This is a genomic window from Azonexus sp., assembly GCF_041909095.1.
Taxonomy (GTDB): domain Bacteria; phylum Pseudomonadota; class Gammaproteobacteria; order Burkholderiales; family Rhodocyclaceae; genus Azonexus.
Window position 1 is genome coordinate 220,830 of sequence record NZ_JAYREB010000002.1, and the last position, 21,855, is coordinate 242,684.

Sequence of the window (21,855 nt, forward strand, 5' to 3'; positions counted from 1 at the left end):
GGAAGGAGCTTGGGATGATGATTAGAGCACATCGAGCGCTGGCTTTCATGTTCGCTTTTCTCGCCGGGACCGCAGTGCAGGCGGCGGAAGTGGCCGGCATGGTCAAGATCAGCCGGGGCGAGGCGGCGATCGAACGGGCCGGCGAACGTCTGCCGGCGACGGTGGGGACGCCGGTGCTGGCGACCGATCGCCTACGCACAGGTGCCGACGGGGCGCTCGGCGTCACCTTGCGCGACAACACGCTGCTCTCGGCGGGGCCGAATTCATTGATCGTCATCGAGAAGTTTGCTTTCAACAGCTCGACGCTGGAGGGCGGGATGTCGGTCGGTATCCGCAAGGGGACGCTGGCGGTCGCTTCCGGCAAGATCGCCAAGCGGACGCCGGAGTCGGTCGATTTCCATACGCCGACCTCGGTGCTCGGCGTGCGCGGCACCGAATTTCTGGTCGAGGTGATCGGTGGCAGCGATGAGTAGGGCGTTTCCGGTCGTCGCGCTGTGTCTGCTGCTCGCCGCCTGCGCCAGCGAGCGGGTGGTCCTGCTGCCGTCGACGGACGGCAGGCCGGGCAAGGTCATCGTCCGCGATGCCAGCGGCGAACGCGTCCTCGAACACCCCTACGCGGCGACCGCCCGTCGCCTGGGCATCAACCGGTCGAGCGAGAGCGCGGCAGAGCAGGTCGAGCTGCGCTACGGCGAGACCCTGCGCGCCCTGCCGCCACGGCCGACCAGTTATACCGTCTATTTTGAAACCGGCACCGATACGATGACGCCGGCGTCGGCGCAGGCCTTCGTCGGCGTCAAGCGGGAAATCGCCGAACGGCCGGCGGTCGAGGTCATGGTCATCGGCCATACCGACCGCGTTGGTTCGCCGGCCGAGAACGATCCGCTGTCGCGGCAACGCGCCGAACTGGTGCGCGATCAGCTGGTGTCCGAAGGCGTGGCGCCGGAGAAACTGGAAGTCGCCGGCCGCGGCGAGCGCGAACTGCTGGTGCCGACCGCCGACGAAGTCGATGAGCCGCGCAACCGCCGGGTCGAGATCAGCATCCGCTGAGCGGCGGGCCGTTCCAGCGTAGGAGCATCAAGGTCAGGTCGTCGGCGGCGGCTGCGCCGGCTTCGAAGCGGCGGACGCTGTCGCGGATCTGCCGGCAGACGATGGCGGGTTCGCTTTCCGGCGTCTCGGCCAGGCAGGCTTCCAGCCCGGTGCGGCCGAATAGCTGGCCGTCGTGGCTGGCCTCGCTGACGCCGTCGGTGAACAGGCAGAGCAGGTCGCCCGGCTGCAGCCGGATACAGCCGCTGGCGTAGGGGTAATCGCCCAGCGCGCAGAGCGGCGGGCCCGAAATCTCAGCCGTCGGTAGCGCTTGGAGTTCGCCGTTGCGCTTGAGGAGCGGCGCGTCGTGGCCGGCGCAGACGTAGTCGAGCCGGCCGTCGTCGGCATCGAGAATGGCGACGAAGGCGGTGACGAAGAGCAGCGCCGTGTTGTTGCGGTCGAGTTCGTGTTCGAGGTCGCGGATCGCGGCACCGAGATCATCGTGGCGCCGGGTCAGCGTGTTGCCCAGGGTTTTCGAGATGGCCATGAACAGGCTGGCGGGAACGCCCTTGCCGGACACGTCGCCGATGGCGATGCAGAGGCGGCGCGCGTCGAGCATGAAACAGTCGTAGTAGTCGCCGCCGACCGCCTGTGCCGGTTCGAGGATGGCGGCGAGTGCAAAGCGCGTTTCGTCGGCGAACAGGCGTTCGGGATCGGGCAGTAGTCCCATCTGGATGCGCCGCGCGCTGTCGAGTTCGCCAGCGATGCGCGCCGCCTGCTCGCGACTTGCCTGCAGTTGCCGTTCCGCCGCTTGGCGCCGCTCGTCGGCGCGGATCAGGGTATTGCCGAGCAGGGCCATGAACATCGGGCCGAGCAGCAGGGCCGGCGTGTTGCCGTCGACCAGCCAGCGTCCGCTGAAGTAGGCGAGATGGCCGGCGAGCAGCAGGCTGCCGCCGACGGCGGTGAAGCCGAGTACCGCATAGCGCGGCCGCAAGGCCGGTATGCTGCCGATCAGCAGCAGGCCGCCGGCGAGCAGGGCGGTCAGTTCGAGTATCGGCATCCAGTCCGGCCGGCGCAGGGCGTCGCCGGCAAGCAGGCTCTCGATGACCTGGACGTGCACGTCGGCGCCGGGCAGGCTGTCGCCGAGCGGGGTGATGATGCGGTCCTGCAGGCCGATGCTGTTGAAGCCGACGATCACCAGGCGCCCGGCGAAGGTTTCCGGCGGGTGCTTGCCGGCCAGGACGTCGGCGGCCGACAGGTAGTAATGCGAGCTGGCGCGCCCGAAATGCAGCAGCAGTTCGCCGTTGGCCTGGGTCGGCAGCCGGTAGTCACCCAGACGTAGCGCCGCCATGCCCTTGCCGCCGGCCTCGATGGCGACGGCGCCGCCACCCAGCGCCTGCCTGACCATCTCGAGTGGCAACGAGAGGTAGGGCTGTTCATCGATCAGCGCCAGCGTCGGCACACGGCGCAGGATGCCACGGTCGTGGCCGCCGTTGCGGGCATCCGGCGTGGCGTTGATGAAGCCTTCGCCGCCCGCTGCCGCTTGCAGTTCCGGGCGGCTGGACAAGGCGCTGGCGAAGCGGGGCAACTGGCGGTCGGCGCCCGCTTCGACGGCGATTTGCGGCAGCGGATGGCGCGGCAATCTGGCGCCGGCCAGTGCCTGGGGCAGGCCGACCGTGGCGAGGACGGTCGGCGCCCGGCCGATGACCTCGGCAAATTGCTGGTCGGGATCGGGCAGGCGCTCGAGCAGGCCGGGGTCGATCCCGGGCAGGCGCCGGGCGAGCAGGGCCGGCGCGTGCTGGTCGGTTTCGGCAAAGATGAAGTCGAAGCCGACGGCGAGCGGTTCTCCAGCCTGGATGCGCTCCAGTAGCCGCCCCAGCAGGTCGCGCGGCCACGGCCACTGGCCGTGGGCAAGCAGGCTCTGGCTGTCGATGCCGACGATGATCACCGGTTCGCTGGGCCGCTCGCGCGGCAGCAGGCGCTGGTAACGGTCGAACTGGTTGAGTTGCAGCGCGTGCAGCGGTGTCCGCTCGATATTGCTCAGGAGCAGGGCGCCGATGCCGAGCAGCAGGGCGGGGAACAGCCGTCCGCGCCCGGCGCGCAGCAAGGCAACGAGGGCGGCGGTGGCCCGGCTCACAAGTTGATGGTCAGGCCGTCGTAGGCGGAAACGATGTCCAGCGGCGGACGGTCGCCGCGGGTGATCTGCTCGAAGCGGATCGATTCCTCGAACAGGCGGAAGAGCTGGGCGTCGTCATGCGCCGGTTCGTGGTGGAAGAGGGCCAGGCGCTTGGCGGCGGCGGCCTGGCACAACTCGACGCCGACGACGTTGCTCGAATGCCCCCAGTCGGCCTTGACCGAAGTGGCTTCGGCCAGCGAATACATGGCGTCGAAAATGACCAGGTCGGCCTTGGCGAAGAAGCGGGCGAAACTCTCGAAGGAGGCGAGGTCGTCGAGCTTGTGCTCGGAGTCGGTGCTATAGACCACTGATTTGTCGGCGCTGTCGAAACGGTAGCCGTAGGAGTCGCCGGTATGTAGCTGCAGCTTGGGCGTGACCCTGACGCCGCCGATTTCGTGCGGCAGGTCCGGCGTCATCAGGTCGAAATCGATCCTGGCGCCAGCCTGCGAATAATCGACCGGGAAGCAGGGCGCCCGCATCTGCATGCGCACCGCCTCTTCAAGCTGCTGGTGGCAGCCGTGGATGACGATGTGGTTGCCGGGAATGTACATCGGCGCAAAGAACGGGAAACCCATCAGGTGGTCCCAGTGCAGATGCGAGATGAAAATGTGGTAGGTCTGCGGGTTGGGCGTGCCGTAATGGGCGATCTTGCTCTGGCCGAGCGGTCGGGCGCCACTGCCCATGTCGCAGATCAGGTGGTCGGGGCCGTCGGTGACCATTTCGACGCACGACGAATTGCCGCCGAAAGTGTTGCTGACGGTGAATGGCAGGCCGCCGACGAACTGTTCGAGCGCATCGCGGTTCCGGAAGCTGCGTCCGTTGGCGGCAGCCAGTGCGGCGATGATCTTCTCGCGGATGACCTGCCCGGTCGGCGCCGTCGGCAGCGAGCCGCGGGTACCCCAGAAAATGACCTGCTTCATTGTCCGAGCACCTTGCAGGCGGCGTCCACCGAGGCATGGCAGGGGACGATGAGGTTGAAACGGCTGATCGTGAACACTTCCTGAACCAGCGGCGTCAGCGCGGCGATGGCGAAGCTGCCCTGTTGCGCCTTGGCCTGGCGGGAGGCCATCATCAGCACGCGCAGGCCGGCACTGCTGATATAGGCGACGCCGGAAAAATCAAGCAGCAATGCGGGCTGGCCCTGGCGACAGTTGACCAGCAGGGGTTCGAGCAAACGGGTGAACTCTTCACTGGACGCGTGGTCTATGCGACCGCTGACGGAGACGACCAGAACGCCGGACTGCTCGCGGGTGGTTAGTTGCATCATCGCTGGAAAAGCTTCAGGCAATTGTTTCAGTGGCCAAGTATGCCATGGCCGTCCTCTGACTTAGGTAAAATATTGCATGCTCAATACCAACGTTTCTAGCGCGCCGCGCCCCCTGTTTTCCTGGCGCAAATTCTGGGCCCAGCGTTTTGGTCCCGCCCCTTTCCTCCCCATGTCGCGCGCCGAAATGGACCAGCTCGGCTGGGATTCCTGCGACATCGTCCTGATCACCGGCGACGCCTACATCGACCACCCGAGTTTCGGCATGGCGCTGATCGGGCGCTTGCTCGAAGCCCAGGGCTTCCGCGTCGGCATCATCAGCCAGCCGGACTGGAATTCGGCGGCGGACTTCCGCCGGCTCGGCAAGCCCAACCTGTTCTTCGGCGTCACTGCCGGCAACATGGATTCGATGGTCAACCGTTACACCTCCGACCGCAAGCCGCGTTCGGACGACGCTTACACGCCGAATGCCGAGCCGAACAAGCGACCGGACCGTGCCGTTACCGTGTACGCCCAACGCTGTCGCGAGGCCTTCGCCGGCACGCCGGTGGTGATCGGTTCGATCGAAGCCAGCTTGCGCCGTATCGCCCACTACGACTACTGGTCGGACAAGGTGCGCCGCTCGGTGTTGCCCGATTCGAAGGCCGATCTGCTGGTCTTCGGCAACGCCGAACGCGCCATCGTCGAACTCGCACACCGCCTGGCCAAGGGCGAGAAGATTGCGGAAATCCGCGATCTGCGCGGCACCGCCTTCATGGTCGGGCGCGACTGGTTGCCGTCGGCCGACTGGGACGAGATGGATTCGACCGAGGTCGATACGCCCGGACCGCTGGTCAAACACGCCGATCCCTACGCGATGGACGAGGGAGCCGGCAACAATGCCGGTTCGCCGCCGCCCGCCAGCGACGGCGCCCAACCGGTGCGCCTCGTTCCGCGCGCCGAGCGCCTGGCCGCCCGCCGCGAGCGCCGCGCCCACAGTGTCGTCCGCCTGCCGGCCTACGAGCAGGTCAAGGACGATCCGGTGCTCTACGCCCATGCCTCGCGCACCTTCCACCTCGAATCCAACCCGGGCAACGCCCGCGCGCTGCGCCAGGCGCACGGCGAACGCGACGTCTGGCTGAACCCGCCCCCGCTGCCGCTGACCACCGAAGAACTCGACGCCGTCTATGAGCTGCCTTACGCCCGCCGGCCGCATCCGGCCTATGGCGAAGCGAAGATCCCAGCCTGGGAGATGATCCGCTTCTCGGTCAACATCATGCGCGGCTGTTTCGGCGGCTGCACCTTCTGCTCGATCACCGAGCACGAAGGGCGCATCATCCAGAGCCGTTCCGAGGATTCGGTGATCCGCGAAATCGAGGAAATGCGCGACAAGACGCCGGGCTTCACAGGCATCGTCTCCGACCTTGGCGGGCCGACCGCCAACATGTACCACTTGAAGTGCAAGGACGAGAAGATCGAAGCGGCCTGCCGCCGGCTGTCCTGCGTCTATCCCGACATCTGCGACAACCTCGGCACCGACCATGCGCCGCTGATTTCGCTCTACCGCCGGGCGCGCAGCCTGAAGGGGGTGAAGAAGGTGCTGATCGGCTCCGGCCTGCGCTACGACCTGGCGGTGCGCTCGCCCGAATACATCAAGGAACTGGTCCAGCACCACGTCGGCGGCTACCTGAAGATCGCCCCGGAACACACCGAGGAAGGCCCGCTGTCGAAGATGATGAAGCCCGGCATCGGCAGCTACGACCGCTTCAAGCAGTTATTCGACCGCTTTTCACGCGAGGCGGGCAAGGAGCAGTACCTGATCCCGTATTTCATCGCCGCCCACCCGGGGACGACCGACGCCGACATGGTCAACCTCGCGCTGTGGTTGAAGAAGAACAACTTCCGTCTCGACCAGGTGCAGACCTTCCTGCCGACGCCGATGGCGCTGGCGACAACGATGTATCACAGCGAAAGAAACCCGCTGAAGAAGCTGCACCGGCAGGGCGGGGAAGTGGTCGGCGCCGTGCGCGGTGCGCGTCAGCGCAAGTTGCACAAAGCCTTCCTGCGCTACCACGACCCCGAGAACTGGCCGCTGCTGCGCGATGCCTTGAAGGAAATGGGCCGCGCCGACCTGATCGGCAATGGCAAGAAACAACTGGTGCCGGCCTGGCAACCGGCGGGTACCGGGCTGAAGGCGGCTGCCGCCATCCGCCAGGCGCCAGAAAGACAGGGCGGTGCACCGCGTCCGACAGCGGCCAGGCGTAACGCTGCCGGACCTCGCCCGGCAGCGGGCGGCGCCCGCCAGCCGGGGCCGCGCAAGACAAGATCACCACGATGACGCAGGGAGAAAGCATGGAAGCACAACAGACCACCATCTACGAGAAAATCGGTGGCGCAGCGACGGTCGGCCGGCTTGCCGACCGCTTCTACGAATTGATGGACAGCGTTGCCCAGTTCAAGGAATTGCGAGCAATGCACCCGGCAAGCCTGGCCGGTTCGCGCGACAAGCTGTTCAAGTTCCTGTCCGGCTGGTTCGGCGGTCCCGACCTGTTCGTCCAGGAATTTGGTCACCCGATGCTGCGCGCCCGCCACATGCCGTTTGCCATCGGCACGCTGGAACGCGACCAGTGGGTGGCGTGCATGGTGCTGGCGATGGAAGACGTCGGTATCGACGCGGATGTGCGCAAGGTGCTGCTCAACAACTTTTTCAACACCGCCGACTTCATGCGCAACAAGGAAGGCTGAGCTTTCAGCTTCCCGCGACCTCGACGAAGAAATTCCAGATCGTGTCGTTGGCGTCCAGCGCTTGCGAGGCGTCGGCCTTGCCGCGCCGGACACGCGCCGCGCCCGGCCAGGAATGGCCACCTTCGGCGGTGACGCAGAGCTGGACGCTGGCCGCCGCGCGGCAGCCGGTGTAACGCTCGCACCAGGCGCCGGGCCGTTCGAGGATGCGCCGCGGTGCCGGCTGGCAGCCGTTGCGCCGGACCCAGCGGGCGATCGTTTCCGGCACCGAGACGAAATCCATGACCTGGCGCCGGTCGCGGAAGGCATCGGCGCCGGCGCCGCCATCGAACAGGACGTGGCTGTCGTCGCGCGCGTGAATGTGCAGGATCGGCACCGCTCGTGCCGGCTGGCAACCGGCCACCGCCTCGGTGCCGGCGACAGCGGCGACGGCGCGGAACAGGTCGGCGGCTTCGCAGGCCAGGCGGTAAGCCATCATGCCGCCGTTCGACATGCCGGTGGCGAAGATCCGCTGGCGGTCGATCGGCGTCCGTCGCGCCACGTCGGCAACCACGGCGCGGATGAAGCCGACGTCGTCGCTGCCGGTGTCGCGCGCGTTGCCGCAGCAGCCGCCAGCGTTCCACGTGGCCAGTCGGCCGCGCGGCAGGCGGCTGTGGCCATTGGGGAAGACGACGGCAAAACCGGCGCGCTCGGCCTTGCTGATCAGGCCATAGCGTTCGTCGTCGGCCATGAACTCGGCGTGGCCGCCGCCGCCGTGCAGGGCGACGACCAGCGGCAGTGGCGCGCCCCGGTCGCGATTGCTCGGCAAATAGAGCAGATAACGGCGCAGCGCACCGGCAACTTCCAGCGTCACTGACTGGCTGCGGTCGGCGATTTGCGCTGGAAGATCGGTGCCGGCCGCCAGCGACGCCCCGTTGTTCGATAACGCCAGCAGCAGGCAGAGCGTGCAGACCTGGCGGCGCATGCTTCAGGGCAAGGCGTCGAGTCCGTCCGCCGCACGCCGGTGTCGCAGGCGCATGGCCAGGCGATGGCGGGCGAGCAGGCGGTCATCGTCGAGGATCTGTCCGGCGGCCCGGCCCAGTACGTAGCAGATGCCGGTCAGCGGCAGGACCAGCATCAGACCGGTGATGCCGGCCAGGGCGCCGCCCGCAAACAGCATCAGCACGCTGAGTAGCGGGTGCATGTGCAGGCTACGGCCGATCGTTTGCGGCATGAAGATGAAGTCGTCGAGCAGGCGGACGGCAATGAAGAGGATCACCGCGCCGTAGGCAATGCCGGGCTGGCCGGCGAAGTCGGTGGCGGCGACCATCAGCACCAGGGCACAGCCGGCGATCGAACCGACATAGGGAATCCAGGCCAGCACCGCTGCGACCAGCGCCAGCATCAGCGCATGGTCGAAGCCGATCAGCCAGAGGCCGCCACCGAGGACGACGGTGTCGATGACGGTGAGCTGAATCAGGCCGACGAAATATTGGCGGGCAGTCTGGTCGAGCTGGTCGATCAGGTCGAGGCCGCGTTCGAAGAAGGCGTTGGGAATGGCGCCGACGAGGAAGCGTTTGAAATGCCAGCCGTCGCGCAGCATGAAATAGGTGATGAATGGTGCCAGCAGCACTGACGGCGCCCAGGCAGCGACGCCCATCAGGAAGCCGGGCAGGTGGCGGGCGGCAAAGCCTTCGACCAGGAGGTCGATGTGATGGGTCATGGCCTGGGCGCCGCCGATCCGGGCAAACAGGGTGGAGCGTTGCTCCAGGTGGGCCAGGGTGTCGATGATCAGGCGCAGGCCGCCCTCGACGTAGCGCAAGGCATTGTCGGTCCAGTTGCTGTCGCCGGCCGATAGCCAGGCGACCAGCGCAACACCGGCGAGCAGCATGGTCAGCAGGGCGGCCATGCCGACCAGCAGGGCAGCCAGCGCATGACTGAAGCCGCGCAGGACGAGCAGCGATTTGAGCGGCGTCAGCAGGTAATACATCATCAGCGCCAGCAGCAGCGGCACGATCAGCCACAAGGCCTTCTGCAGCAGCAGGAGCAGCCCGCAGCTGGCGGCGATGATCGCCAGCCAGGCCAGCGGGCCGGGACGGTAGTCAGTCATGGTGCGCTACGTCACTACGCTTGCCGCCATCTTCCAGCATGCCGCGCAGGCGGGCGCCCAACTGGCGGGCGAGCTGCAGGGCCAGTCGGCTGGCGATCCGCGAATGGGCTTCAAGCAGGCGCTCGAAGTCGCCGCGGTACAAGGCGCTCAGCGTACTCTCGGTCTGCGCCCTGGCCTGCGCCGAACGCAGCGACTGGTCGAGCAAGGCCATTTCGCCAAAGAAATTGCCGGGGCCGAGGACGGCAACCGGCGTATCCCAGGCGGTTACGGTACGGATGGCGATATTGCCGAGCCGCACGATGTAGAGTGCCTGGCCGTCGTCGCCCTCGTCGAAGACGATTTCGCCGGCCTGGTATTGCCGGGTATGGAGCATGCTCTCGACGATGCCGAGTTCGCTATTGCTCAGCCCGGCAAAAAGGATGCTGCGGGCCAGCGGATAGAGGTCCGAAGCGGGCGTCTTGCGGCGAATGAATCCGGTCATCGCGGTGCGCTGAAAGGTTTGACGCCGCGGATTATCACATTCTTCGCCCCACTTGGGGGAATGCATCGATTTCGTTGCGTTGGACGGGAAATGGCGGGCAGCGAGGATTCCACAAGGGGAAATTTGTTAACTTTTCTTAACCTCCCTCTGTTAGTATTTTTATCTGCAGGGTAAATCATAAAGCATTGATATTGCACCAGTTCCGGGCATGACGATGCGTTAATCAAATGGCATTGGATGGGTATGTCATATAAATACACGGTGGCCGGGATTCTCCTCGCCTGCGCGTTTTCGGCGCAGGCGGGAGATACATTTCCGATCAGGGAATTTCAGGTCGAGGGAAATTCCCTGTTGTCGGCAGGGGAACTGGAAAGCTTGTTGGCGCCTTATGTCGGCGAACAAGCGGATTTTGGTCAGATCCAGCGGGCGCTGGAAGCACTTGAAATGGCTTACCGGCAACGCGGTTATGCCGCGGTCCAGGTCAGGGCGCCGGAACAGGAACTGACCGCAGGCACGGTCCGCTTCGAGGTGCTTGAACCCCTGGTCGGCCAGGTCCGCTTGCCGGAAACATCCACCCATTTCGACGCAGCCAACCTGCGCCGGGCGCTCCCCGGCCTGCGCGAGGGAAAGGTGCCCAACACCCGGGAAATCTCGCAGCAGGTTGAGCTGAGCAACGAAAATCCCGCCCGGCAGATGGAGGTGATCCTTGGCCTCGGGCAGCAGGAAGGCTTCGTCGATGCCCGCGTCAAGGTCGAGGAAAGCAATCCCTTGCGTTTCTTCGGCAGCCTGGACAATACCGGCACCCGGCAGACCGGCCGCACCCGACTGAGCGTCGGCGTGCAGCATGCCAACCTGTTCAATCTGGATCACGTACTGACGGCGGCGCTGGCGATTTCGCCGGAAAAGGTGCAGCAGGTGGCGGTTGGTTCGCTCAGCTATCGTGTGCCGTTCTACCAGCGGAATGCGGTGGTCGATGTTTTCTACGCCCATTCGGACGTCGATGCGGGTACTCTGAATGCAGGGCTTCCAATCGCCTTCAGTGGTCGAGGAAATATTTTTGGGGCTCGCTACACGCACATTCTCCCAAGAGTTGGGGAGTGGTCATCGCGTGTTTCCGTAGGCTGGGATTATCGAAGCTATGACAACAGTTGCACAATTGGTGGGGTTAGTTGTCCCAAATCAGGTGAAGACATCGTTCTCAAGCCTCTGACGATTGGTTATTCAACGCAGCGGGTAATACCTGGCGACGTCATGGATTTTGGCGTTTCGCTGAGTGCCAATCTTCCCGGCGGGAACAAGGGCGACCGGAAGGCTTTCGAGAAGGCTGGCGGTGGGGACGTTCCTCCAGGCTATTTCATTTTGAGAGGGAACTTTTCAAAATTGCACGCCCTGGCCGGTGACTGGCAGGTACGCGGCGCATTGACCGCACAGTTCAGCGATCAGCCCCTTCTCACTTATGAGCAATTGGGATTTGTCGGTAATCAGGCCGTGCGGGGTTTTCTTGAGCGCGAGGTGACGAGAGACAAAGGTGCGTTCGTCAATCTCGAATTGTTTACCCCTGATCTTTCGCGCAATCCAGATGGGGAAAGTTTGCGTGCATTGGCTTTCGTAGATGCGGGGTATGGTCGGAACAACGGCGTTAACGACAAGCCGAATGGCAAGCAACTCGATAAAACGGTCAGCAGCTTTGGGGTCGGCCTGCGCTTTACCTTGGGCAAGAACCTGAGCGCCAGGTTTGACGTGGCGCGTGTCATCAAGGGGGCCGAGGCGCGCGATGCCGGCGACGTACGTGGCCATTTCAGCCTGATGGCATCGTTCTGAGGAGACGACGATCATGACTCGCAGTTTCAGGTTCAATCTGCTGGCGCTGGCGATCGCTTCCTGCTTCGGTGCCGCCCAGGCCAACCCGACCGGGGGGCAAGTGGTTTCGGGACAGGCAACACTGGTCAATAGCGGCAATGTGCTGACGGTGACCAATTCGGCCAACGCCATCATCAACTGGCAGACCTTTTCGATCGGTCGCAACGAGACGACCCGTTTCGTCCAGCCCTCGGCGAGCAGCGCCGTACTCAACCGGGTGCTCGGCAACAATCCTTCCGAACTGCTCGGCCAGTTGCAGTCGAACGGTCGCGTCTTCCTGATCAACCCGGCCGGCATCCTGGTCGGCAGGGATGCGGTGATCGATGTCGCCGGACTGGTGGCGTCGACGCTGAATCTGAGCGACAGCAACTTCCTCGCCGGCAAGCTGAAGTTCGACCCGACCCCGGGCGCTGCAGCCCTGAACAACGCCGGGACGATTCGCACCGCCGATGGCGGGCAGGTCTATCTGGTCGCGCCCCAGGTCAACAACAGCGGCAGCATCGCTGCAGCCGGTGGCACGGTGCTGCTGGCGGCCGGCGAACGCGTGGAAATTGGCGACACCGCCTTGCCCGGCCTCAAGGTCGAAGTCATTGGCCAAGGCGAGGCGAGCAATGTCGGCGACCTGCTGGCAGCTTCCGGCAAGGTAGGCATCGTCGGCGCCCTGGTGCGCAACAGCGGCAAGGTCGACGTGTCGGCGATCGAGCGTGAAGGCGGGCGCATCTTCCTGCGCGCTGCCCGCAAGGCGACGGTCGATGGCGGCGAGTTGCTGGCTCGTGGTACGCGTGGCGGGCGGATCAGCGTCGAGGGCGAGGAAGTGGATGTTGCCGCCGGTCTGCTCGATGCCTCCGGCAAGCAGGCGGGCGGTCAGGTGCTGGTCGGCGGCGGCTTCCAGGGACGCAATGCCGAAGTTAGGAATGCTACCCGGACACGCTTTGCCAGCGCTGCCGAAATCCGCGCCGATGCCACCGAAAACGGCAAGGGTGGTGAAGTCGTCGTCTGGTCGGACGACACCACGCTGGCCGCCGGGCGGATTTCCGCGCGGGGTGGCGAGCAGGGCGGCGACGGCGGGCTGGTCGAGGTGTCCGGCAAATCGCACCTGGCTTTCCAGGCGCGGGTCGATACCCGCGCTCCGGCCGGCAAGACCGGTACGTTGCTGCTCGACCCGAGCGACGTCACCATCGCCAGCCGCGGCGACCGGGCGGCGCTGGCGGTCGATGGCCAGTTCGACGTCGCCTATGCCGTTGCCGGGGCGAGCGAGAGTTCGGCCTACACGCTGTACTGGGAGGATCTGGTCAGCCAGTTGGCTCAGAACAATGTGGTCGTCGAGACCAGCTCTGGTGCTAGCGGCGCCGGCAACATTGATGTCGTCGACGGCCAGACCTTCGCCAGCGGCAACCAGCTCAGCCTGCTGGCCGAGAACAACCTGACCGTTCAGGCCGGGGCCGACGTCGTGAATACGGGCAATGGCGCTTTCCAGTTCGTCGCCGGCTGGGATCCGGCTTCGGGAACCACCGCCCCGCTCGCCAACAACGCAGCGACTACCGGCACGATGCTGATCAACGGCAGTTTGCAGACGCAAGGTCAGATCAGTCTGAGCTCAAAGGGCGACACGACGCTCAATGGGCTGGTGAAATCGACGGCCGGGCCGGTGGTGCTGACGGTTGGCGGCAATCTGGCGATCAACCTGCCGGCCGGCGCGCCTGAGCAGTATGTCGATGACTCCTATTTTGAATATCGCTTTCCGAGCGGTTACCAGTTCAGTTTTTATGGCACCAGCTACGACAAGGCCTATATTTCGAGCAACGGGCTGATCACCTTCGCCAGTGGTACCGGTGCCTACAGGGATTCGCAGAGCGGATTGGCGGCGTTTCGGATGCCAGTGATCGCTGCAGCGTGGAATGACTGGGAAATCAATGCCTCACAGGGCGAGTCGATTCAGATTACCCGCCCCAGCGGTAACGAGCTTGCCGTCAAGTGGGATGTCGGGCGTTATTACCGTTCCGGCAACAAGGCGCTGTTCGAAACCGTTCTGAACCAGCAGAACGGCAACATCACCTTCAACTACGGGGCAACCACTACCGAAACCGATGCCACCGTCCATCCGAGCTTCGCCGGCGATGTCACCATCGGTCTCGCCCGTGGCGACGGGACGGCGCAGATATCCGGCCTGATGGGGCTGGAGGGGTTCTCGATGCACAACCTGAATTCGACGACCTTCAGTCCGGGCGCCAACGGCTACACGGAAACCATCGCCACTAGTGGCGGCCAACTCGCCAGCAAGGGCGCGGTCATCTATTCGTCGGATATTGGTTTTGCCTTCGGCAATACCAATATTGCGGCCTACACCACGCTGCAGGCCGCAACCCAACTGCTACTGAATGTTGGCGGGAGGATCAGTGGCTTTGGTGGCATCAGCACGCCGTCGCTGGCCATCGATGCCGGCCAGGGGGTGACGCTCGAGGGCGCCTACAACCAGGTTGGCATGCTGACGGCGGATGTTCGCAGCGGCGGCCTTTCCTTCCAGAACCACAATTTCGCGGCGCCGGGCGATTTCGAATTCCGCTCGGCCGATGTCGTTGGTGACATTGCTGCCAGCAATTTCGGCGCCACCGTCATCGGCACCGCGGCGCCCGGCATCCGGGCGAGTGGCGGGATCAATGTGGCGGCAAACAGTCCGCTGACGGTTGGCACATTTGGTGTGACCAGTACCGGTACTGGCAACATTTCGCTGGCGGCGAACAACAACGGTGCGCTGACCCTGACCGGGCCGGTTCGTACCGGCGGCACGATCAACCTGTTTGGCGGCACGGTGACCGGCGCCGATGTTTTCGCCCCTGGCGCCTGCATCAACGGCCAGGCTTGCCAGACCGGCCCGGATCCTGCTGCGGTCAGTCATGCCCAGGACCAGCAACAGACCCTGATCAGCGCGATCGGCAATGGCGCCCCGGCGCTGCCGCCGGCGGTTGGCGGCAGCGCTGCCATCGGCAGTTTCGTGCCGGCCAGCTATTTCAATCCCATGCCCGGGCTGCAACCCGGGCTGACCCTGCCGGGTGGCACGATAGGCGGTGGCAGCAATGAATTTGGCGGCCCCCTCGGTAATACCGGCGATTTCCTTTTCCTGGATGAAAACTATGGTCAGAACGCATTTGCTGCACGGCGCGTTGCGCAGTGCAATTAAGGTACTGTTCGCGCTCTGTCTGACGGTGGGCGCCCAGTGGGTGGCTGCTGCGGAACTGGCGGCGCATGTGACACACCTGGCCGGCACCCTGGTGCTGAAGCCGGTGCAGGGCAATACGCGTTTACTGGCAGTGCGTTCGGAAGTCCATGAAGGGGATACCCTGCAGACGGAAGATCGCTCCTATGCGCGGATCAAGTTCGTCGATGGCGGAGAAATGGTGATCAAACCGAACACGACGGTGATGATCGAGCGTTATCGCTACAAGGCGAACAGCCCGGCCGAGGATTCGTCGGCGGTTTCGCTGATCAAGGGCGGTTTGCGCTCGGTCAGCGGCATGTTGGGCAAACGTAGTCCGGAGAAGGTCATCCTGAAGACCAAGGTGGCGACCATCGGCATCCGCGGGACGCACTACGGCGTACTGGACTGTGCCGAGGAAGAAGGACGCAACAGTTGTGCCGACATCCGTACCGCCGACGGCTCGACGCCGCCGCCTGGGGTTCATGTCGATGTGGTGGACGGTCGCATCCGGGTGACGAACACGGCGGGCGAACAGGAGTTCGAAGCCGGTCAGTTCGGTTACGTGCGTGATGCGGCGAGCGCGCCGGAAGCGGTACCGGCCGAGCGCGGGGTGCGCGTCTCGATGCCGGACAGCATCTGCCGCAACAACACCTCGGGCAATACGGTCGGCACTTCGCGCAATACCGCGGCCTGTTCGATGTGATGCAGCGCGCCGGGAGGTGCCCGCCCGTTCAGGGGTGGCGCCTCCCGATGCTCAGTCCTGTTGCTCGGGAGTGAGGAAGAGTTCAGCGTAGCGTTTGTGCACCTGTTGGCGCACGAAGCTGTCGAAGATGTCCGGGTCGATGTGGCCGCGCTGCTTGAACTTCTCCAGAATGGCCAGCGCTTCGCTGACCTTCATCGGTGTCTTGTAGGGGCGGTCGGAAGCGGTCAGCGCTTCGAAAATGTCGGCAATCGCCAGGATGCGTGCCTGGACGCTGAGTTCGCCGGCGCGCACGCCACGCGGATACCCCTGGCCGTCCATTCGCTCGTGGTGGTTGCCGGCGATCTCCGGCACGTTCGTCAGGTGCTTCGGCCAGGGCAGTTCTTCCAGCATGTTGATGGTGGCGACAATGTGATCGTTGATGATCTGCCGCTCCGGCGCTGTCAGGGTGCCGGCAATGATGGTCAGGTTGATGATCTCGTCTTCATCGAGGAAGGGATGGCTGACCCCGTCGGCACTCGACCAGCGGTACTTTTGGGCGATTTCCTTGATGCGTGCGACGTCGCTGTCGCTCATCCGTTCACTGCCCAGGTTGGAACGCTTTAGCAAGGCCTGGTCGTCAGCGATTTCCGCCAGTTGTTGCGCGTGTTCGGCGGCGGCTGCCGCTGCGTCGGCGCCGCCAGCGATCGCTTCCAGCATGCGGATTCGGGCGTCCCGCCGGACGATCTCGAAGCGGGTATCGATCAGGGCGATGCGGTCGAAGATGGTTTCCAGTTTGCGTGACTTGTCGATCACGTGTACCGGCGTGGTGATCTTGCCGCAATCGTGCATCAGGGCGGCGATGCGCAACTCATGCTGTTCGGTTTCGTTGAGTGTCCAGCCGGCGAGCGGGCCTTCGGTATCGGCGCAGACGGCTTCGGCGATCAGCATGGTCAGTTCCGGGACCCGGACGCAGTGGCTGTTGGTAAAGGCCGATTTCTTGGCGATTGCCGTGTTGATCATGCGGATGGTCGCTTCGAACAGCGATTCCATCTGGTGCATCAACTGCCGGTTGGACAGCGCAACCGCCGCCTGTGACGCCAGTGACTCGACCAGACGCTGGTCGGTTTCGCGGAAAACGGTGGTCTTTCCTGTTTCGGGGTCGATGGCGTTGATCAACTGGAGAACGCCGATCAATTCGTTCTCATGGTTCTTCATCGGCACCGTCAGGAAGGAGCGCGAGCGATAGCCCATGCGGGCGTCGAAAGCCCGCGGGCCGGTGAAGTCGAAATCCTTGACGGCATAAGCGTCGGCGATGTTGACGGTACTGGCGCTGAGGGCGGCGTAGGCGGCGACGATGGCGTCGTTGTTGGAGCCGTCCGGGCGATACAGGGGCAGGTCGGCAAAAATTCCGGAGGCGGGGAGGGGGGCGCTGCCACCATAGGCCAGATCCAGCGAATCGGTACGAACGATTTCGTAGCGCAGGCTGCGGCCGTCTTCGGAAAGCAGGTAAAGCGTTCCGCCGTCGGCGTTGGTGATACATTTTGCCGCCTGGATGATTTTCTCGAGCAGTTTCGGCAGATGTTTTTCACTGCTCAGAGAAATACCTACGTCATACAGGAGTTCCAGTCTGTGGCGGGATTTTTCGAGGTCATTCATGGCATTCTCCGCGCGGTATATTCCAGCCTCCTTGCAGTTATTGTTCTTATTGTTTTCCATGGGGAAACTTCGTGGGTTGATCACGGATTTTTTCCGGCTTGTCGATAAAACAAGCGGATTGAATATGTGAAAGTGTATTGGCGCCTGCAGAATAACAAGCTGCATCAATTACTTGCTGGCGCATTGCGCTTGCATTCAATATAAAAGGCATATCAGCGCTTTCGCTGTTTATTCAAAATCATCAAGAGTGTTTTGTGGGTCGTCGGACACAATTGCGATGCGATGGATTTCGGGTCCAGTGTATCGCGAAGCGGCTCGTGTTAGTGTATCCCCCTGCGATGCTTGCGCAATACCGCGAGCCAGGCCATTTTTCCTGGAAAGCCCGATATCTCGATGAAACGACTGCTACCCCGGCTGATATTCGGAATGCTTTGCACCTTCTGGATTCTCGGGCATGTCGTCCAGTCCTGGCACATTCCGCTGGTCGCGCTGTTCGATCACTATTTCTACGATGTCCGCGTCCGCGCCTTCATGCCTGATACCCGGGACGAGCGGATCATCATCGTCGACATCGACGAGAAAAGCCTCGGTGAACTCGGCCGCTGGCCCTGGAAGCGTAGTGTCCTTTCCGAACTGGTGCGCCGTCTGGCCGATGACTACGCAGCGTCGGTGATCGGTTTCGATATCGTCTTTGCCGAACCAGACGACAGTTCCGGGCTGCCCGTCCTTGATGCCATGGCGCAGGGTCCGCTGCGCGGCAACGCCGATTATCGGCGCGTACTTGCCGGACAACGGGCCGAGTTGGACTATGACCGGATGTTCGCCGAGTCATTGCGCGAACGGCCAGTCGTGCTCGGATTTTATTTTTCCAGTCAGCCAGGGGCCTCTCCCGGCAGCCGATTGCCCCCACCGCTGGCGCTTGAAGGCCGGCCACCGCCCGGGCAGTTTCCGGAGTGGCCGGGGTTCGGAGGCAATCTGTCAGCTTTTCAGGAAGCGGCAGCCAGCGGCGGGCATTTCAATCCGCTGATGGATGGCGACGGCATTACTCGCCGCGTTCCCCTGCTCGGGGGGCATGCGGGTTCATTCCAGCCGACATTGGCGCTGGCGATGGCGATGATGCTGGCCGAGGCAGATAAGGTCAGACTTTTTGCGCCGGCAGCCGGAGCAGCGGTGGAATGGGTCGATATCCTCGGCGGGCAGCAGACCTTGCGCATTCCGGTCGATGCCGATGGCGCGGCGCTGGTGCCGTATCGCGGCCAGGAGGGAAGTTTTGCCTATGTATCGGCAGCCGATGTGATTGCCGGGCGGGCTGATCCGGCGCTGCTCTTCGGCAAGATTGTCCTGGTTGGCACGACCGCGCCCGGACTCAAGGATCTGCGGGCAACGCCGGTGGGCGGCAGCTATCCCGGTGTCGAGATCCACGCCAATCTGCTTGCCGGAGTGCTCGACGGCACGATCAAGGAGAGGCCGGTCTATACGCCGGTTGTTGAGCTGCTGTTGCTGATTGTTGCCGGTGGCGGCCTGGCTGTCGCGCTGCCCTTCCTGAATCCGTTACGGGGGAGCGTGCTGACCCTGGTAGTGCTGGGTGTGTTGCTGGTCGCCAATCTTGCCCTTTGGCAGGGCGGGGTGGTCATGCCTTTCGCTTCAGTGGCGCTGGTCATCCTGCTGACCTACGGTTTCAACGCTGCCTGGGGCTACTTCTGGGAGTCGCGGACGAAACGGCAACTCACCGAGCGCTTTGGCCAGTATGTCCCGCCCGAGCTGGTCGTCGAAATGGCGCGCAATCCGGAGGGCTACAGCATGGCCGGGCGCAATGCCGAGATGACGGTGCTGTTTTCCGATGTGCGCAATTTCACCAACATCTCGGAGGGGCTGGATCCGAAGGAGTTGGCCGCGCTGATGAACGAATATCTCGGGGCGATGACCGAGGTCATCCGGCGCCATCGGGGCACCCTCGACAAGTACATCGGTGACGCGATCATGGCCTTCTGGGGGGCGCCGCTCGCCGACCCGCAGCATGCCCGGCACGCGGTCATCGTCGCGCTCGAGATGCAGCAGGCGGTGGCGGCGCTGGCCGCCCCTTTCCAGGCGCGCGGCTGGCCGGTGCTGAGGATCGGTATCGGCATCAACAGCGGCACGATGACGGTCGGCGACATGGGCTCGCCGGTTCGCCAGTCCTATACGGTGATGGGGGATGCGGTCAACCTCGGGGCGCGTCTCGAAGGCATCACCAAGGAGTACGGGGTCGGTATCGCGGTCGGCGAGCAGACACAGGCGCTGTGCCCGGATATCGTGTTCCGTGAGCTCGACAAGGTGCGGGTCAAAGGCAAGGCAACCGCGGTCTCGATCCATCAGCCCCTGTGTCTGGCCAACGAGCTGGACGAAGAATTGCGCGCCGAGCTTGCCTCCTGGCAGGCGGCGCTCGAGGCTTATCGGCAGCAGCAATGGCGGGAAGCGGCGCGCATACTCGAGCATCTGCTGCAAAAAAAACCGGACGAAGCGCTTTATCGGCTGTATCGGGAACGCGTCGCTCATTTGCTGCTGGCGCCTCCCGGCGATGGTCAATGGGATGGCGTGACCAACTTCAAAACCAAGTAATCCGGCAAAAACTTGCATGGATATTGGATCAAGGGATGCTGCGACGCAGCATGGGGTGCTAGAATCACGCCTTTGATTTTTCTGACTATTCCTATATCCATGTCCGCACGCCCCATCCGCAACATCGCCATCATCGCCCACGTCGACCATGGCAAGACCACGCTGGTTGATCAGCTCCTCCGCCAATCCGGTACTTTTGCCGCCCACCAGCAACTGGTAGAGTGCGTGATGGACTCGAACGACCTGGAAAAGGAACGCGGCATCACCATCCTGTCCAAGAACACTGCCGTCGAATACGAAGGCATCCACATCAACATCGTCGATACCCCGGGCCACGCGGACTTCGGCGGTGAAGTCGAGCGCGTGCTCGGCATGGTCGATGGTGTCGTGCTGCTGGTTGACGCCGCGGAAGGCCCGATGCCGCAGACCCGGTTCGTGACCAAGAAGGCGCTGGCCCAGGGCCTGCGTCCGATCGTCCTGGTCAACAAGGTCGACCGTGACGGTGCCGATCCCGACAACGCCGTCAACCTGACTTTCGACCTGTTCGACAAGCTCGGTGCCACCGACGAGCAACTCGATTTCCCGATCGTCTACGCCTCCGGCCTGAACGGCTGGGCGGCGATGGAACTCGACCAGCCGCGCGAGAACATGAAGCCGCTGTTCGACACCATCCTGCGCCACGTGCCGGCGCCGGACGCCGATGTTGAGGCGCCGCTGCAGCTGCAGATCTCCGCGCTGGATTATTCTTCCTACGTCGGCCGCATCGGCGTCGGCAAGATCATCCGCGGTCGCGTCAAGACCGGCCAGAACGTGATGGTCATGTTCGGCACCGAAGAAGAAGCCGCGGAGCACGATCGCCAGCCGATCAAGGCCAAGATTGGTCAGGTTTTCGGCTACAAGGGCCTGAACAAGGTCGAGATGGACGAAGGCCAGGCCGGCGACATCGTCCAGATCACCGGTATTGAAGACCTGGTGCTCGGTTGCACGGTGACCGATCCGGAAAGCCCGGAAGCGCTGCCGCTGCTGAAGATCGACGAGCCGACCCTGTCCATGCAGTTCATGGTCAACACCAGCCCGCTCGCCGGCACAGAAGGCAAGTTCGTCACCAGCCGCCAGATCCGCGACCGCCTGCACAAGGAACTGCTGACCAACATGGCGCTGCGCGTGCATGACACGCCGAACGGCGACGTCTTCGACGTGGCTGGTCGCGGCGAACTGCACCTCGGCATCCTGCTTGAGAACATGCGTCGTGAAGGCTACGAGCTGGCTGTCGGCCGTCCGCGCGTGGTCAAGAAAATCATCGACGGCGTCGAGTGCGAGCCCTACGAGCAACTCACCGTCGACGTCGAGGAAGATACCCAGGGCGGCGTCATGGAAAGCCTCGGCCTGCGCAAGGGCGAACTGCAGGACATGGTGCCGGACGGTCGCGGTCGCGTCCGTATCGAATACCGCATCCCGGCCCGCGGCCTGATCGGCTTCCAGGGCGAATTCATGAACCTGACCCGCGGTAACGGTCTGATGAGCCACGTCTTCGACGACTACGCGCCGGTCAAGGAAGGCAGCGTCGCCGAGCGCCGCAACGGCGTGCTGATCTCCCAGGACAACGGCGAAGCCGTCGCCTACGCGCTGTGGAAGCTGCAGGATCGCGGTCGCATGTTCGTCAGTCCGGGCGAGAAGCTGTACGAAGGCATGATCATCGGCATCCACAGCCGTGAGAACGATCTGGTTGTGAACCCGATCAAGGGCAAGCAGCTGACCAACGTGCGCGCTTCCGGAACCGACGAAGCCGTGCGCCTGGTGCCGCCAGTCCAGCTCAGCCTGGAAGCTGCGGTGGAGTTCATCGCCGAGGACGAACTGGTTGAACTGACGCCGAAATCGATTCGCCTGCGCAAGCGCTACCTGACCGAAATCGAGCGCAAGCGGTCGTTGCGCGGCCTGTAAGGGCAGCGGCACATGGCATTCTGCCAACCCTGCCGGGCGTTGGTCAGTCGTCACCCGAAGGCGGCCCGCTGGGCCGCCTTCATCATTGGCATGTCGATTTTCTTTACGCTGCTGGGCCTGGTCAGCGAGCCGGTCAACGGGATCGGCTTCTGCAAGATTTATCCCTAG

The 21,855-nt window shown here is 63.9% G+C and carries 17 protein-coding genes; 10 read left to right on the forward strand and 7 right to left on the reverse strand.

The features are described from left to right. Positions 1 to 14: 14 nt before the first annotated feature. Positions 15 to 473 carry a FecR domain-containing protein gene (locus ACE3OV_RS07840; RefSeq protein WP_374326428.1) on the forward strand — a complete coding sequence of 153 codons (459 nt, stop codon included), beginning with the start codon at positions 15 to 17 and terminating at the stop codon, positions 471 to 473. Next, positions 466 to 1,047, forward strand: a complete 582-nt coding sequence (locus ACE3OV_RS07845) for an OmpA family protein (protein ID WP_374326429.1) — start codon at positions 466 to 468, stop codon at positions 1,045 to 1,047. Before ACE3OV_RS07840 ends, ACE3OV_RS07845 begins: the two co-directional genes overlap by 8 nt. Here the strand turns inward: ACE3OV_RS07845 and ACE3OV_RS07850 are convergent. Genes ACE3OV_RS07850 through ACE3OV_RS07860 form a run of 3 tightly spaced genes read right to left on the reverse strand, consistent with a single transcriptional unit; the run spans position 1,034 to position 4,466 of the window. Beyond that, the gene (locus tag ACE3OV_RS07850; RefSeq protein ID WP_374326430.1) at positions 1,034 to 3,160 is read right to left on the reverse strand and encodes a CHASE2 domain-containing protein; all 2,127 of its coding nucleotides are present in this window, start codon (positions 3,158 to 3,160) and stop codon (positions 1,034 to 1,036) included. The genes ACE3OV_RS07845 and ACE3OV_RS07850 overlap by 14 nt on opposite strands. Next, the gene (locus ACE3OV_RS07855; RefSeq protein WP_374326431.1) at positions 3,157 to 4,119 is read right to left on the reverse strand and encodes an MBL fold metallo-hydrolase; all 963 of its coding nucleotides are present in this window, start codon (positions 4,117 to 4,119) and stop codon (positions 3,157 to 3,159) included. Before ACE3OV_RS07855 ends, ACE3OV_RS07850 begins: the two co-directional genes overlap by 4 nt. Continuing rightward, entirely contained in the window at positions 4,116 to 4,466 is a 351-nt protein-coding gene (locus ACE3OV_RS07860) for an STAS domain-containing protein (RefSeq protein ID WP_374326432.1), read from the reverse strand. The genes ACE3OV_RS07855 and ACE3OV_RS07860 overlap by 4 nt, the downstream gene beginning before the upstream one ends. A 169-nt stretch (positions 4,467 to 4,635) precedes the next feature. On the opposite strand from ACE3OV_RS07860, the gene ACE3OV_RS07865 reads away from it, so the two are divergent. Next, complete coding sequence (locus ACE3OV_RS07865) at positions 4,636 to 6,780, forward strand: YgiQ family radical SAM protein (protein ID WP_374326433.1); 2,145 nt, start codon at positions 4,636 to 4,638, stop codon at positions 6,778 to 6,780. A 14-nt stretch (positions 6,781 to 6,794) separates the two neighbouring features. After that, positions 6,795 to 7,187, forward strand: coding sequence for a group II truncated hemoglobin (locus ACE3OV_RS07870; protein WP_374326434.1), 393 nt, complete (start codon positions 6,795 to 6,797; stop codon positions 7,185 to 7,187). A gap of 4 nt (positions 7,188 to 7,191) precedes the next feature. On the opposite strand, the gene ACE3OV_RS07875 is transcribed toward ACE3OV_RS07870, so the two are convergent. Genes ACE3OV_RS07875 through ACE3OV_RS07885 form a run of 3 tightly spaced genes read right to left on the reverse strand, consistent with a single transcriptional unit; the run spans position 7,192 to position 9,754 of the window. Then, a complete protein-coding gene (locus ACE3OV_RS07875; RefSeq protein ID WP_374326435.1) occupies positions 7,192 to 8,148 on the reverse strand; it encodes a PHB depolymerase family esterase in 957 nt (318 codons plus the stop codon). A gap of 3 nt (positions 8,149 to 8,151) precedes the next feature. Continuing rightward, positions 8,152 to 9,273 carry an AI-2E family transporter gene (locus tag ACE3OV_RS07880; protein ID WP_374326436.1) on the reverse strand — a complete coding sequence of 374 codons (1,122 nt, stop codon included), beginning with the start codon at positions 9,271 to 9,273 and terminating at the stop codon, positions 8,152 to 8,154. Further along, entirely contained in the window at positions 9,266 to 9,754 is a 489-nt protein-coding gene (locus ACE3OV_RS07885) for a cyclic nucleotide-binding domain-containing protein (RefSeq protein ID WP_374326437.1), read from the reverse strand. The genes ACE3OV_RS07880 and ACE3OV_RS07885 overlap by 8 nt, the downstream gene beginning before the upstream one ends. A 261-nt stretch (positions 9,755 to 10,015) precedes the next feature. Here ACE3OV_RS07885 and ACE3OV_RS07890 point away from each other — a divergent pair, with 261 nt between their 5' ends. Genes ACE3OV_RS07890 through ACE3OV_RS07900 form a run of 3 tightly spaced genes read left to right on the forward strand, consistent with a single transcriptional unit; the run spans position 10,016 to position 15,513 of the window. Then, entirely contained in the window at positions 10,016 to 11,575 is a 1,560-nt protein-coding gene (locus ACE3OV_RS07890; protein WP_374326438.1) for a ShlB/FhaC/HecB family hemolysin secretion/activation protein, read from the forward strand. Positions 11,576 to 11,588: 13 nt separating this feature from the next. Beyond that, positions 11,589 to 14,792 (forward strand): filamentous hemagglutinin N-terminal domain-containing protein, encoded by a 3,204-nt coding sequence (locus ACE3OV_RS07895; protein ID WP_374326439.1) that lies wholly within the window; start codon positions 11,589 to 11,591, stop codon positions 14,790 to 14,792. Further along, on the forward strand, positions 14,746 to 15,513 hold the full coding sequence (locus ACE3OV_RS07900) for a FecR domain-containing protein (RefSeq protein WP_374326440.1): 768 nt from the start codon (positions 14,746 to 14,748) through the stop codon (positions 15,511 to 15,513). Before ACE3OV_RS07895 ends, ACE3OV_RS07900 begins: the two co-directional genes overlap by 47 nt. Before the next feature lie 51 nt (positions 15,514 to 15,564). On the opposite strand, the gene ACE3OV_RS07905 is transcribed toward ACE3OV_RS07900, so the two are convergent. Further along, positions 15,565 to 17,148: an HD domain-containing phosphohydrolase gene (locus tag ACE3OV_RS07905; RefSeq protein ID WP_374326441.1), complete on the reverse strand. Its 1,584-nt coding sequence runs from the start codon at positions 17,146 to 17,148 to the stop codon at positions 15,565 to 15,567. Positions 17,149 to 17,541: 393 nt separating this feature from the next. Here ACE3OV_RS07905 and ACE3OV_RS07910 point away from each other — a divergent pair, with 393 nt between their 5' ends. From ACE3OV_RS07910 to ACE3OV_RS07920, 3 genes are all read left to right on the forward strand, one after another. Further along, positions 17,542 to 19,746: a CHASE2 domain-containing protein gene (locus ACE3OV_RS07910; protein ID WP_374326442.1), complete on the forward strand. Its 2,205-nt coding sequence runs from the start codon at positions 17,542 to 17,544 to the stop codon at positions 19,744 to 19,746. 99 nt (positions 19,747 to 19,845) lie between these two features. Beyond that, entirely contained in the window at positions 19,846 to 21,687 is a 1,842-nt protein-coding gene (gene typA / locus ACE3OV_RS07915) for a translational GTPase TypA (RefSeq protein ID WP_374326443.1), read from the forward strand. A 12-nt stretch (positions 21,688 to 21,699) separates the two neighbouring features. Beyond that, positions 21,700 to 21,855: a hypothetical protein gene (locus ACE3OV_RS07920; RefSeq protein ID WP_374326444.1), complete on the forward strand. Its 156-nt coding sequence runs from the start codon at positions 21,700 to 21,702 to the stop codon at positions 21,853 to 21,855.

Coding starts and splice junctions, on each gene's coding strand:
- ACE3OV_RS07910 (WP_374326442.1), top strand. CDS start 17,542: ATGAAACGACTGCTACCCCGGCTGATATTCGGAATGCTTTGCACCTTC.
- ACE3OV_RS07895 (WP_374326439.1), top strand. CDS start 11,589: ATGACTCGCAGTTTCAGGTTCAATCTGCTGGCGCTGGCGATCGCTTCC.
- ACE3OV_RS07880 (WP_374326436.1), bottom strand. CDS start 9,273: ATGACTGACTACCGTCCCGGCCCGCTGGCCTGGCTGGCGATCATCGCC.
- ACE3OV_RS07865 (WP_374326433.1), top strand. CDS start 4,636: ATGTCGCGCGCCGAAATGGACCAGCTCGGCTGGGATTCCTGCGACATC.
- ACE3OV_RS07855 (WP_374326431.1), bottom strand. CDS start 4,119: ATGAAGCAGGTCATTTTCTGGGGTACCCGCGGCTCGCTGCCGACGGCG.
- ACE3OV_RS07840 (WP_374326428.1), top strand. CDS start 15: ATGATGATTAGAGCACATCGAGCGCTGGCTTTCATGTTCGCTTTTCTC.
- ACE3OV_RS07860 (WP_374326432.1), bottom strand. CDS start 4,466: ATGATGCAACTAACCACCCGCGAGCAGTCCGGCGTTCTGGTCGTCTCC.
- ACE3OV_RS07845 (WP_374326429.1), top strand. CDS start 466: ATGAGTAGGGCGTTTCCGGTCGTCGCGCTGTGTCTGCTGCTCGCCGCC.
- ACE3OV_RS07885 (WP_374326437.1), bottom strand. CDS start 9,754: ATGACCGGATTCATTCGCCGCAAGACGCCCGCTTCGGACCTCTATCCG.
- ACE3OV_RS07900 (WP_374326440.1), top strand. CDS start 14,746: ATGGTCAGAACGCATTTGCTGCACGGCGCGTTGCGCAGTGCAATTAAG.
- ACE3OV_RS07905 (WP_374326441.1), bottom strand. CDS start 17,148: ATGAATGACCTCGAAAAATCCCGCCACAGACTGGAACTCCTGTATGAC.
- ACE3OV_RS07875 (WP_374326435.1), bottom strand. CDS start 8,148: ATGCGCCGCCAGGTCTGCACGCTCTGCCTGCTGCTGGCGTTATCGAAC.
- ACE3OV_RS07920 (WP_374326444.1), top strand. CDS start 21,700: ATGGCATTCTGCCAACCCTGCCGGGCGTTGGTCAGTCGTCACCCGAAG.
- typA (WP_374326443.1), top strand. CDS start 19,846: ATGTCCGCACGCCCCATCCGCAACATCGCCATCATCGCCCACGTCGAC.
- ACE3OV_RS07870 (WP_374326434.1), top strand. CDS start 6,795: ATGGAAGCACAACAGACCACCATCTACGAGAAAATCGGTGGCGCAGCG.